Below are 12,637 nucleotides of genomic sequence, written 5' to 3' on the forward strand. Positions count from 1 at the left end.
ATCTCATCATGGACCGCAGCAATGAACAGCATGACAGCTTTAGCACCTCGCAGTATCTTTCAGGATCAGTTTGGACGCCAGAAACGTAAGTTGCGGATCTCGGTGACTGACCGTTGTAATTTCAAATGCAGCTATTGCATGCCTGAACATCCGGAATGGATGAACAAAAAAGATTTGCTCAGTTTTGAAGCCCTGTATGCTTTTTGCGAGTTTATGGTGCGACACGGGATTGAGCAGATCCGGGTGACCGGTGGAGAACCGTTGATGCGTCAAGGTATTGTTCATTTTATTGCCCGCTTACAGACGCTGAAAGCTATTGGCCTGAAACGTATTTCCATGACCAGTAATGGCCATTATTTAGCAGATTATGCTCAAGCGCTTAAACAGGCAGGACTGGATGATCTGAATATCAGTCTGGACAGTCTTGAGCCAGCACAGTTTCAGCAATTAACCCAAAAACAATTACAGCCTGTACTTCAGGGCATTTCTGCCGCGCAGCAGGCAGGGTTGTCCGTCAAAATCAATAGCGTGCTGATCAAAGGTATTAATGAAGATCAGATTATTCCTCTCGTGAAATGGGCACAGCATCAGGCTGTAGAGCTGCGTTTTATTGAGTTTATGCCCCTCGATGGCGATCAGAAATGGAATCCGTCTGATGTCATCAGTGAGCAAGATATCCTGGATCAACTGAAAACCGAATTTGATGTCCAGGTATCCCCAAGACAAGGCGCCAATCCAGCCCGTGGCTATCTGATCAATGGGCAGCCTTTGGGGATTATTTCTACCATTACCCATTCATTTTGCGGTGATTGTGATCGCCTACGCCTCAATGCCCAAGGCGAATTTTATAACTGTTTATTTGCCAGACAAGGCCTGAACCTTAAGGCAGATATCGAACAACTGGCGCTGGATCATTTCGTCACACAAACATTTCAGCACAAGCTCCACGCTTATATCTGGCGTAAAGAGGCCGGCTTCCATGAAATCCAGCAATCACCAATACAAAAGCCGATCCGAAAAATCAGCATGCACAGCATTGGAGGATAAATATGTCACTCACTCAGCAAAAATTAATTCATATCAAAATAGAAACCTTCGGTGCGATTGAACGACAAATCCCCGCAGATTTGAGTTTGCAATGCAAGTCTGAAATTCAGGTTTCTGAAGTTCTGAACGAATTGCTATTCATCTATCCCAATATACAGCCCATGCTGGAACGCTGCGCCTGTGCAATCGGTGAAGACATTATTTCCAGACAGAGTATTTTAAATCGGGACAGTACGCTGGTGCTGTTATCGCCGGTAGCAGGAGGCTGAGATGCAATTCAAACCATTAAAACAATTTGCCCGAATCCAGCAGACTGCTTTCAAGATGGAGGATTTTGATGGTATTCAGCATTTTCCGGAATGTGGTGGAATCGGCATCTTTGTCGGAACAGTACGTAACCATCATCAGGGGAAAGTCGTGCGTGCCCTGAAATATACCGCCTATGCGCCTGTGGCTGAAAAAATGATTCGTGAAATTGAGCAGCAGATCCAGACCAAATACCAGGTGTCTTATGTACGGGTAGTGCATCGGATTGGTGAACTGGGGATTGGGGAAACAGCCATTATTGCTATGGCTTATACGGCCCATCGTCGTGAGGCTTTTGCGGCCTGTGAGGAAGCTGTGGAACGGGTGAAGCATGAGGTTCCGGTCTGGAAAGAAGAATTTTATACGGATGGCAGCAGTCAATATGTCGAAGGCTGTTGTATCCGAAAAGATCATGCACCTGAAACGGATCACTCTCATCATGCAGAAGATACGCATTGTCACCATCACCATGTAGCACCACACGCTTGCCAATCACCATTTAATTAAATGCGTCCAATGAGGAGGCATAAGGTGAATCACTTTAAACCGATTTTAAAATTAGTCTGGGATGAATCATGAAAAATGTAGGGATGAAAGCAGAAAGTTACCGTACAGCAATTGCCACTGGAATCCTGCATGCACCGCCACATTGCATTGAGCTGCTACGTAATGGCAATACTGAAAAAGGTGATGCCCTGAAAACAGCACGCATTGCCGGCATTCTAGGTGCCAAACGGACCGATGAGCTGATTCCATTGTGCCATCCATTACCGATTTATCGTGCCGATGTGGAATATGAACTGTGTGATGCACATGTCGAAATTATTGCTACTGTTGAAACCATTGGACCAACTGGTGTGGAAATGGAAGCTTTGACAGCGGTCAGTCTGGCAGGTCTGACCTTGTATGACATGCTGAAGCCGCATTGTGAACCGGAAGATTTGTCGCTGGATCAATGCAGGTTGCAGCAGAAAAAAGGCGGAAAATCACATTTTACCCGCGTACTTAAAGAGAGTCTGTCCGCTTCGGTTATTGTGCTGTCCGATACGGTTGCAGCAGGCAAAAAGCCGGACACTGCCGGACAAAACGTAATGGAAATTTTAAAAGAAGCCAATTTTGATTCTATTAGTTATCAGGTTATTCCCGATAGCCCAGAACAGCTCTTGACCCTGATTGAACAGCAGAAAAATCAGTATCCGCTGATTCTAACTGTGGGCGGTACTGGCTTAGGTCCTAAAGACCTGACCGTCGAAACCCTACAACCTTTGCTGCAACGGGAAATTCCCGGTTTAATGGAAGCTTCACGTAGTTTTGGGCAAAAACGTACCCCTTATGCAGCATTAAGTCGTGGCGTGGCTGGCTATATTGAGAACAGTCTGGTGATGACCCTGCCGGGAAGTCGTCAGGGTGCGAAAGAATCTCTGATCGCGGTACTTCCGGCTTTGGTGCACTTGTTTGATGTGCAAAAAAATATCCCACATGCGGGGGGCTATCAATGAATCAGGCACTATCACATTCAGCCTGCGGTGCTGAACCGGGACTGATTTCTGTTGATCAGGCACTGCAGATGTTACTTGAGCAGACGCATATCTTGGTAGCTGAAAGCCTGCCGCTTGCTCGGGCTCTGAATCGCTATCTGGCAGAGGCGATTGATTCGGCCATACCATTGCCGCTGTTTTCACAAAGTGCTGTAGATGGCTATGCGCTTTGCAGTCCAGAAAATTTTAGTGCTCACAGCACTTTTGAACTCATTGGAGAGATTCGGGCAGGGCAAAGTACTGAAATTGAACTGCGGCCAGGTCAGGCGGTCCGGATTTTTACCGGTGCCAGGATTCCAGCAGGAACTACAACGGTCGCCCGTCAGGAAATTGTCAAATGCCATGCCAATCAAATCATTATTACAACAGACCTAAAGCCTCATACGGATATACGTGATGCAGGCGAGGAAATCGCACAAGGGCAGCGTCTGGCAGATGCAGGTCAAAAACTGCATGTAGGTGCAATTGCAGCTTTGAGCATGGCAGGCGTAAAGCAGGTTTCAGTCTATCGTTATCCTAAAATTGCTGTTGTGATTACTGGAGATGAAGTCGCTTCCAGCATTGAAGACCTGAATTCCGGAAAAATCTTTGACGCCAATGCTCCACTGATTCAGGCCTGGTTTCAATCACAGGGTCAAAACGTAGATATTCTGCATGTTTCAGATAATGAGTATGAGCTGCAAACGTTAATACATCGTCTTAAAAACCAATACGACTTCATATTGACCACAGGCGGGGTTTCGGTGGGTGATTATGATTTCATTCGTCCTGTTGCCCTGGAGCAGGGTTTTGAGCAGATTTTCTGGAAAGTGAAGCAGAAGCCCGGAAAACCGATGTTATTTGCCAAGTATCGTCGAGATGATCAAGGTTACTGTTATCTCTTGGGTTTGCCGGGAAATCCGGCTGCTGTGTATGTCGGGATGCAAATCTATACGGCAACTTTACTGAATGCCTTACAAGGACAAAAGGAGTCACCTGCATGGCTTAGTGCGGTAATGACGCATGATTTGAAAGCGGATGCACGCGAGCGATTTTTAAGAATGGCTGCCGAATTTGGTCAGGGCAACTTACAACTCAAGAGCCTGGCAAAACAGCAGTCGCATATGTTGAGTAATCTGATGCAGGCCAATTGTCTGGTACGTATTCCGGCAGCAACAGAAATCCAAGCCGGGCATGTGGTACAAGGTTTACTGATTTGAAATGCCTGTCGCAATTCTCAATATTCGAATCACATAGAATGAGAAAGATGGATTTATTCAAAGTTCTACTCACTGGCGTGCTGTTGACTAGCCCCATGCTGTATGCCGAAACAGTTAAAATATATGCCGCAGCCAGCCTGACCAATGCGATTACTGATATTTCCAGACTATATGAGCAACAGCATCGGGACATCCAGATCGTTCCGGTTTTTGCTGCGTCTTCGGTATTGGCGAAACAAATTGCGGCGGGAGCGAGCAGTGATCTATTTTTCTCTGCAGACCTGGACTGGATGAATGATCTGATCAAGAAACAAAAAATTCAGATCGGTCAGATTCGACCTTTGCTTTTGAATGAACTCGTATTGATTAGTCCTATTCAGCAAAAAAATCATTTTAAAATGTCAGCCGACTTTAATCTTGCTAAAGCCTTTCAAGGCTATCTATGTACCGGACAAATGGAATCGGTGCCTGCCGGAAAATATGCCAAGCAAAGCTTAACCCGGCTAGGCTGGTTGAATCCGCTTCGGGGCAGAATAGTCGGTACGGATAGCGTTCGTTCAACCTTGGCTTTTGTAGAACGTGGCGAATGTCAGATCGGCATTGTGTATAGAACCGATGCCTTGATGAGTAAAAAAGTTAAAATTTCGGGAGTATTTCCAGCCAGTACACATCGTCCGATTGTGTATCCGATTGCTTTAACCCAGCAGGGCCAGAAAAATCAGGCAGCAGTCCAATTTTCTGAATTTATCCAGACGAGTCCAAGGGCCAGGCAGATTTTCCAGAAATACGGTTTTAAGCTTAAGGTAGGCTAACTGCTCATGCTTACACCAGAAGAACTGAGTACCTTGATGCTTTCAGCCAAAGTAGCGGGCTTTGCCACAGCGGTGTGTCTGCCATTTGCTATCGCCGTAGCATGGTTACTGGCGCGTTATGAATTCAGGGCCAAATTTCTCGTAGAGGCAATATTGCAGATGCCTATGGTGCTACCGCCGGTAGTACTGGGCTATCTTCTGCTCCTGCTATTTGGTCATCAGGGTATGCTGGGGCAATATCTACATAAATGGGGAATTCAGCTGATATTTAACTGGAAAGGTGCGGTACTGGCAGCAATGATTGTGGCATTTCCTTTAATGGTTCAACCAATTCGCTTGTCTTTTCAAATGATCAACCGGCAGTTAGAACAGGTGGCAGGATCTTTGGGCGCCACACCATGGCGGGTATTCTGTAGCATTAGCCTGCCTCTGGCTTTGCCTGGAATTTTAATCGGCAGCATTTTATGTTTCAGCCGCAGTCTGGGAGAATTTGGTGCCACGATTACCTTTGTTGGCAATATTCCAGAAGAAACCCGTACCATTCCCATCGCCATTTATAGCCTGTTACAACAGCCTGATGGAGAAAGTATGGCTATGCGTTTGGTCATTTTATCTCTGATTCTGGCTTTTTCAGCCTTGATTGCAAATTACTGGATCATGCAGAAGTATCAACGTAAATTGGAGGGTTAAGATGCTGAAGTGTGATTTTCAGTTTAATTACGCAAATTTCCAGCTACAGGCCAGTCTGGATATGCAGACACAATTGATTGGTATTGTGGGAGCCTCAGGAAGTGGGAAAAGCACCTTTTTAAAAAATATTGCAGGGCTATTAAAACCATCACAAGGCTTTATTCATTTTCAGCAAAAAATATTATTCGATCATCAGCAGAAACTGAATATTCCTGTTCATCAAAGAAAAATTGCCCTGATTTTTCAGCAAGCCTTACTGTTTCCGCATCTGAATGTCATGCAGAATTTAAAATATGCAGAACAGCTCAATATAAAAAATAAAGGTCAGCAAAAATTTCTTTTCGAAGATATCGTTGAGTTACTTGAATTAAAGCCACTACTTCGGCATCGGGCGCATCAACTTTCTGGTGGACAGGCACAGCGCGTTTCTATCGGACGTGCACTTTTATCTTCCCCCGATCTATTACTTTTGGATGAACCTTTAAATGGACTGGATCAAAAACTGAAAAACCAGATTTTACCCTTTCTGAAAATTGTGATTAATCAAACAAACTTACCCATGATTTATGTGACTCATCATGTAGATGAAGTGGCGTATTTACAGGCGCAGTTGCTGCATTTTGAAAAGGGGAAAATAGTCTGATGCAATGCTGCACCGATTTAAACCAGCAATGATTCCAAGCAGGTCATCCTCTCGCTGTTTTGCTCATAATGCTTCAGAAGATATCTATTTTTCTCTCTGTTTTTAAGAAAGAAAGGTTTAATTTAAAAGCTATAATATAAATTATTTTATATAAAACAATGTCTTATTTTGTTTTAAAAAAAATCTGGCATGACCTATGCATATATCTAATTAAAGTCAAAGAAGACTCTACATTTGTATGACGGCCAATGACGTCCGTTCTGATCGTTACTGATATGCCTTGTGCATCACAGTGACTTAAATACGTTCAGTTCTGGTAAGGAAATGGCTATGTCTTCAAATACAAGTCTCAATAAAGCAACAAAAATAAGTCTATTTAACTTCAGTAGTTCAGCGATGCGGGCCTTCCATATGAGTTGGCTCGCTTTTTTTGTCTGTTTCTTTGCGTGGTTTGCCTGTGCACCGTTAATGCCAGTGATTGCCGGTAAATTCAGCCTGACCAAAGAGCAGATCGCCAATATCAATATTGCCGCAGTCGCCATTACAATTCTGGTGCGTCTGATCGTGGGGCCGTTGTGTGATAAATACGGTCCGCGTAAAACCTATACCGCCTTACTGATTATTGGCAGTATTCCGGTGTTTGGTGTGGCGTCGGCCAACAGTTATGAATCTTTCTTGTTTTTCCGTTTATTGATTGGCGCCATCGGTGCCAGCTTCGTGATTACTCAATATCATACCAGTATCATGTTTGCGCCAAATGTGGTGGGAACGGCAAATGCAACTACAGCAGGTTGGGGGAATGCCGGTGGCGGTGCGACTCAGGCCCTGATGCCTTTAATGCTGGCTGCTTTGGTGATGTTCGGTGTAGAACAGGCAATGGGATGGAGAATTGCACTTCTGGTTCCGGGTATTCTGATGATCATTGTCGGGGTACTGTACTGGAAATTCACACAAGACTGTCCACAAGGTAATTTTAAAGAACTTCGTGCGCAAGGTATTTCTGTCGGTAGCGATAAAAAAGGTGGTCTTGCCATCTTAATGCATGCCGCACGTAACTACCGTGTGTGGATTCTGTTTGGGGCTTACGCAGCCTGTTTTGGTATTGAAATTTTCATCCATAACATTATTGCCTTGTACTTTGTTGACAACTTTCAGTTTGGCTTAAAAGAGGCAGGCATGGCTGCCGGAATTTTTGGTTTACTGGCATTGTTTGCCCGCGCTTTAGGCGGTATTGTTTCAGACAAAGTCGCGATTCAAAAAGGTCTGGATGGTCGAACCAAAGTTCTGTTTGCCTTGATCATGCTGGAAGGCCTGTTTCTTATTTTATTTTCGCAAATGAACAGCGCAACCTTGGCGATCATGGCGATGACCATCTTTGCCTTGTTTACTCATATGGCATGTGGCGCTACCTATGCACTGGTGCCTTTTATCGACCGTGATGCCTTGGGTGGTGTGGCCGGTATTATTGGAGCAGGTGGCAATGTCGGCGCGGTAGCTGCAGGTTTCCTGTTAAAAGGCATGCTGGATATTCAAACCACCCTGATGGTACTGGGTGGCTTGGTGGTGATTGCTGCAAGTTGTGTGTTGATGATCCGCTTTTCTGTCGAACATAAAGAAAAAGAACAGCGTTTATATGAACAGGCAGTAAGTGAGCGTCATCTGGCGGAAGCACAGCAATAACACAACACTTCCTGATATAAAATAAGCCAACAAAAAGGATAGCAATATCCTTTTTGTTGGTTTTGCTAACTCAAAAACAAAATGATGAGCTATATATTCAGGATAGGAAAATATTATTTAAAAAGTACAGAATGGTTGAATTTATCGAATAAAAGTAAAATCATTTATAGTTTATATGTTTAATTTGAGATGAAAAAATTATATATATTTTAATAATGATTTTTAAAAAAATAAATGAATTTAATAAGTGTAGATAAAATAAAAGCCATTTTAATAATGGCTTTTATGCTTATGGTGGAGGATTAATAAGTTTTATAAGGTAAAAACTTTCCGGATAATACGACATTCACCCGATCTCCGTTTGGATTACTCTCACGTTGAATATCCATATTGAAATCAATTGCACTCATAATTCCATCACCAAATTCTTCATGGATCAGTTCTTTAATAGTCATACCATAGACGCTGACAACCTCATACCAGCGATAAATCAGCGGATCTGTCGGCACGCTAGTTGGCAGAGAACCTTTATAGGGTACGATTTGCAACCAGGCGATGGCTTCATCAGTCAATCCAAATATTTCACCAATTTTTTCTGCCTGTTCTTTATTAAAAGCCATCTGACCCAAACATGCGGCTGTCACCCATTCTTTAGAAAGGCCTATTGTTTCAGCGACATCTGCCCATTTGATAGACTTTAAAACTTTCGCTGAAATAATCATGTCTGTCACTTGTTGACGATGGCTAATCATAATCTTCTCCAATAGCTATATTTAAAAAATGACCGCTATAGATAATGCAGAGATTGTGCCAATATAATTATAAGGATGAAATTTTAAAATAATTTATAGGATTTTTATTAGCGATTTAAAATAAATGGCATGCTATTTGCTTTTATCTATATTAAATATGGCAACGGCGCCATGACACAATTGATCTGTTTGAATAATGCAAGGCAAAGACGCCTAGGGTTGAAATAGACCTTAGGCGTTTTTTATTTGCAAACAGGCAAGTAATTTATATAAAGGGGATAAAAATATGGCTTATCTTGCTCCTGCAGAGTTTGCAAAAAAAGTGGTCGATGCTGGTGAGGCAAAACTTCATATGGCCACGCGTGATGTTTTAATTCGTGCGTTTATGGCAGGCGCAATTCTGGCGTTGGCGGCAGTATTTGCCGTGACGATTGCGGTACAAACAGGGGTGTCACTGATCGGGGCGCTGCTATTTCCAGTCGGTTTCTGCATGTTGTATCTATTGGGCTATGATCTGCTGACCGGGGTATTTGTTTTGACTCCATTAGCCTGGTTAGACAAACGTCCTGGGGTGACGTGGGCCCGTATTTTAAAAAACTGGGGACTGGTTTTTTTAGGTAACTTTGCCGGATGTTTAACCGTGGCAGTGTTGATGGCCGCAGTCTATACCATGGGTTTCGCAGCTGAACCGAATGCGGTCGGGGTGAAAATTGCCCATATTGGTGAGGACCGGACTTTGGGCTATGCCGAATATGGTTTTGCTGGCTGGATGACGATTTTTATCCGCGGCATGCTGTGTAACTGGATGGTGTCACTCGGGGTAATTGGCGCCATGATGTCAACCACAGTCAGCGGAAAATTTATCGCGATGTGGATGCCAATCATGCTGTTTTTCGCCATGGGCTTTGAACATTCAGTGGTGAATATGTTCCTGTTCCCATTTGCCATGATGATGGGTGGTGATTTCTCGATTACAGACTATTTCTTGTGGAATGAATTACCGGTGGCACTGGGTAATTTAGTGGGTGGTCTGGCACTGACAGGTCTGGCGCTCTATACCACGCATGTACGTACTGGCGATAAAAAAGAATTCTAATCTGAGCATGATGATTTATGTCTTGAGATTAAAGGGATCAATTCGATCCCTTTTTGAGTATTTAAAATGAATAAAAAATTAAAGATCAGCATCGGGCAATATTCTTCCGCTGGAATCAAAGCACAGAATCAGGATTTCCATGGGGTCTATATTCCTGAAGGCCACGCGCTTAGCAGTAAGGGCATTGCCTGTGCAATTGCAGACGGGATCAGTAGCAGCAATGTCAGCCATATTGCAGCAGAAACTGCAGTCAGCAGTTTTTTATCGGATTATTATTCGACTTCGGATGCATGGAGTACTCAAACTTCAGCGGCACGGGTTATTCGTGCGACTAATTCCTGGCTCTATGCACAAACCCAGCAAAGCCGCGGGCGTTTTGATAAAGACCAGGGTTATGTCTGCACCTTTAGTGCACTGATTTTGAAAAAAAACAGGGCACATATCTTTCATGCTGGCGACAGCCGGATTTATCGCATTCAGGCACAAGCCATTGAACAGTTGACGGCTGATCACCGTGTTTGCCTGTCATCAACAGAACATTATTTAAGTCGTGCACTGGGTGCCGACCATCGTATCGATGTCGATTATCAGCAGCTTGAATTATGTGAAGATGATTTCTTTATCTTGATGACAGATGGTGTCTATGAATTCATAGATATTCAACTCATCTCGAATATGGTCGAGCAGCAACAACATCTGGATATTATTGCCAAGTCTATAGTCGAGCTGGCTTTAAAGCGGGGTAGTGATGACAATCTCACCATTCAAATCATTAAAGTGGAACAGTTGCCTGAGGAGGAATCCTTTCATATCAAGAGCCATGTTTTATTTCCGCAACAGCTGAGTCATGGTGATCTGTTTGAAGGTTATCGGATTGATAAAATCCTGCACCAAAATCATCGCAGCAGCCTCTATTTGGCGCATGATGAAGCGACACAAAATCAGTTGGTCATTAAAACCTTGTCTGTCGATGTGCAGGATGATCTCAAAGCCGTAGAACAATTTCAGCTGGAAGACTGGGTATCGAAACGCTTAAAACATGAAAATCTGCTGCAATGCTATCCACATAAGGGCAGCAAGAAGTTTTTATTTCAAAGTTATGAATATTTACAAGGGGAAAGCCTAAACCGATGGCTGCACCGTCATAAAACTGCTTTAACTTTACAGCAGTTGCTTCCGATCATTGAGCAGGTGGCCAAAGCATTGAATGCCATGCACCGTCTTGAAATGCTGCACCAGGATGTACGACCAGAAAATGTCATGCTGCTCGAACCAGCCGATACCTTGAAAGTGAAACTGATTGATTATGGATCGACTGCGGTCAGAGGTCTGGTTGAACTGAATCCCAAACATGCAGATGTTCCTTTGGGAACCTTGGCCTTTATGGCACCTGAATATTTTATTGGATGCTCCCCATCAGTAAAATCAGATCAGTTCTCGCTGGCGGTGATGAGTTATTATTTATTGACCCGACAATTACCTTATGGGACAGACCTTGCGCGCTGTAAGACCGAAAAGGACTTAAAACAGGTTCGATATCATCCACTCTATGAGTATCGACCGGATCTGCCGCATGGCTTGGACGCCATCTTTAAAAAAGCGCTTTCCATTCGCCCGGAGCAGCGCTATGAAGCACTTTCAGCCTTTATATATGATCTGAAACACCCAGATATCAAATTTAAAAAATCAGTTTCACGCCCTATGCTTGAAAAGCATCCAGTCACTTTCTGGAAATCCTGCACAGCGATTCTTTTTTTGTTATTGCTCTGGGTGTTTGCACTATATTTTAGCCAATGAAAATAATCCAAATAAGCTGTTGAACGATTTTTTTTTGACTGAAGTAAAAAATCAGATGTGATTTGAGCTGAGATGTAGTCAAAATATCTATTTATTCTTATTGCAGATTTTTCTATTTTTACGATGATTGACTCTGTGTTTTCGAAGATTATCCCTATAAAATAGAAAGTGCAGTTAAAATCTAAGTAAGCATAAAAACATTGGAATAATAATTGCTTATTTTTAATACCATTAGAATAAAAAGGCAGATGAGACATGAAAATTCAATTTTTTAAGCTGATTTTAATCTTGAGCAGCAGCATGGTGATGAGCCAAACCAGTCTCGCCGGAGATGGTGGCTTGCGTTTTGCTGAGAAAAATCAGGAAATAGCGGCACAAATTCAGGCCAAGAAAAAAACGGCAGAAATACAAGCGCAGTCCCTACAAGCAAAAGCCTCTACAGAAACGAAATAGTAAAATAGCACTCATCCAAGAAGGTGAGCTGTTCAGATTAGATCAGATGTATAAGATGTGGTGATGCGAAAAACTAGTCCCTAACTTTTTAATACTGAAAAAAAACTCCCCATCTATTTTAAGAATGGGGAGTTTTTTATTTTGCATCTCAGGGAAAATTACTGAATTTGTTCCTCATCCTGTCTTTCCTGACGCAGCTGATCACGTTGTCTCTGTGGATCATGAAGGCCTAATTGACCGCGCTGGATCTCGCGATCCTGTTTTTCTTGAGGATCAAGTTGTTCTTCAGTGAGCTCTTCATCATTCCGATCGATTGGATTGGACATAGTCTTTCATCCTCTAAAATACTTTCTAATTTTTATTGTATGAATGCAGCAAAATTATTCTGTGACTTTTATACCTGAGTTAGTTTTCTATCTTGTTGCTGCTGTAATTTTAAGCGATATTTTATAGGTTGATTTAATAAGGTTTAATTTGATCAATAAAATTAAATTAATAAAAATTTAAGGGAATAGGAATTTTAACTTATAAACCCAATAAATGAATATATCTCATTATTCTAGTTTTTAAATGAGAAAAACTAAATAAAATAAGAGAAATGGGTTATGCTTAAGACAGATTAAG

14 protein-coding genes are annotated in these 12,637 nt (G+C 42.7%); 12 read left to right on the forward strand and 2 right to left on the reverse strand.

Annotation, left to right across the window (positions count from 1 at the left end):
• The first annotated feature begins 21 nt into the window (after positions 1 to 21).
• From moaA to ACIG3F_RS08260, 9 genes are all read left to right on the forward strand, one after another.
• Positions 22 to 1,047: a GTP 3',8-cyclase MoaA gene (gene moaA / locus ACIG3F_RS08220; protein ID WP_396469793.1), complete on the forward strand. Its 1,026-nt coding sequence runs from the start codon at positions 22 to 24 to the stop codon at positions 1,045 to 1,047.
• 2 nt (positions 1,048 to 1,049) lie between these two features.
• Positions 1,050 to 1,316, forward strand: a complete 267-nt coding sequence (locus ACIG3F_RS08225) for a MoaD/ThiS family protein (protein ID WP_396469794.1) — start codon at positions 1,050 to 1,052, stop codon at positions 1,314 to 1,316.
• Position 1,317: 1 nt separating this feature from the next.
• A complete protein-coding gene (locus tag ACIG3F_RS08230) occupies positions 1,318 to 1,860 on the forward strand; it encodes a molybdenum cofactor biosynthesis protein MoaE (RefSeq protein ID WP_396469795.1) in 543 nt (180 codons plus the stop codon).
• 68 nt (positions 1,861 to 1,928) lie between these two features.
• Positions 1,929 to 2,852 carry a bifunctional molybdenum cofactor biosynthesis protein MoaC/MoaB gene (gene moaCB, locus ACIG3F_RS08235; RefSeq protein ID WP_004646996.1) on the forward strand — a complete coding sequence of 308 codons (924 nt, stop codon included), beginning with the start codon at positions 1,929 to 1,931 and terminating at the stop codon, positions 2,850 to 2,852.
• On the forward strand, positions 2,849 to 4,090 hold the full coding sequence (locus ACIG3F_RS08240) for a molybdopterin molybdotransferase MoeA (protein ID WP_396469796.1): 1,242 nt from the start codon (positions 2,849 to 2,851) through the stop codon (positions 4,088 to 4,090). The genes moaCB and ACIG3F_RS08240 overlap by 4 nt, the downstream gene beginning before the upstream one ends.
• Before the next feature lie 47 nt (positions 4,091 to 4,137).
• On the forward strand, positions 4,138 to 4,902 hold the full coding sequence (modA, locus tag ACIG3F_RS08245) for a molybdate ABC transporter substrate-binding protein (protein WP_216986045.1): 765 nt from the start codon (positions 4,138 to 4,140) through the stop codon (positions 4,900 to 4,902).
• A 6-nt stretch (positions 4,903 to 4,908) separates the two neighbouring features.
• The gene (modB, locus tag ACIG3F_RS08250) at positions 4,909 to 5,592 is read left to right on the forward strand and encodes a molybdate ABC transporter permease subunit (RefSeq protein WP_396469797.1); all 684 of its coding nucleotides are present in this window, start codon (positions 4,909 to 4,911) and stop codon (positions 5,590 to 5,592) included.
• Between the two features lies 1 nt (position 5,593).
• A complete protein-coding gene (locus ACIG3F_RS08255) occupies positions 5,594 to 6,235 on the forward strand; it encodes an ATP-binding cassette domain-containing protein (RefSeq protein WP_396469798.1) in 642 nt (213 codons plus the stop codon).
• 330 nt (positions 6,236 to 6,565) lie between these two features.
• Positions 6,566 to 7,915: an MFS transporter gene (locus tag ACIG3F_RS08260; protein WP_396469799.1), complete on the forward strand. Its 1,350-nt coding sequence runs from the start codon at positions 6,566 to 6,568 to the stop codon at positions 7,913 to 7,915.
• Positions 7,916 to 8,217: 302 nt separating this feature from the next.
• Here the strand turns inward: ACIG3F_RS08260 and cynS are convergent, their stop codons facing one another.
• Entirely contained in the window at positions 8,218 to 8,667 is a 450-nt protein-coding gene (gene cynS, locus ACIG3F_RS08265) for a cyanase (RefSeq protein WP_180038404.1), read from the reverse strand.
• A gap of 286 nt (positions 8,668 to 8,953) precedes the next feature.
• On the opposite strand from cynS, the gene ACIG3F_RS08270 reads away from it, so the two are divergent.
• The 3 genes from ACIG3F_RS08270 (at position 8,954) to ACIG3F_RS08280 (ending at position 12,013) form a co-directional block, all read left to right on the forward strand.
• Complete coding sequence (locus ACIG3F_RS08270) at positions 8,954 to 9,763, forward strand: formate/nitrite transporter family protein (protein ID WP_396469800.1); 810 nt, start codon at positions 8,954 to 8,956, stop codon at positions 9,761 to 9,763.
• Positions 9,764 to 9,829: 66 nt separating this feature from the next.
• Complete coding sequence (locus ACIG3F_RS08275) at positions 9,830 to 11,560, forward strand: protein kinase (RefSeq protein WP_396469801.1); 1,731 nt, start codon at positions 9,830 to 9,832, stop codon at positions 11,558 to 11,560.
• Positions 11,561 to 11,815: 255 nt separating this feature from the next.
• Positions 11,816 to 12,013, forward strand: a complete 198-nt coding sequence (locus ACIG3F_RS08280; RefSeq protein ID WP_004646985.1) for a hypothetical protein — start codon at positions 11,816 to 11,818, stop codon at positions 12,011 to 12,013.
• Positions 12,014 to 12,171: 158 nt separating this feature from the next.
• Here the strand turns inward: ACIG3F_RS08280 and ACIG3F_RS08285 are convergent, their stop codons facing one another.
• Positions 12,172 to 12,339 carry a hypothetical protein gene (locus tag ACIG3F_RS08285; RefSeq protein WP_004280333.1) on the reverse strand — a complete coding sequence of 56 codons (168 nt, stop codon included), beginning with the start codon at positions 12,337 to 12,339 and terminating at the stop codon, positions 12,172 to 12,174.
• Between the last annotated feature and the right edge of the window lie 298 nt (positions 12,340 to 12,637).

The organism is Acinetobacter sp. NPDC052428, from assembly GCF_044547685.1.
Taxonomy (GTDB): domain Bacteria; phylum Pseudomonadota; class Gammaproteobacteria; order Pseudomonadales; family Moraxellaceae; genus Acinetobacter; species Acinetobacter lwoffii_G.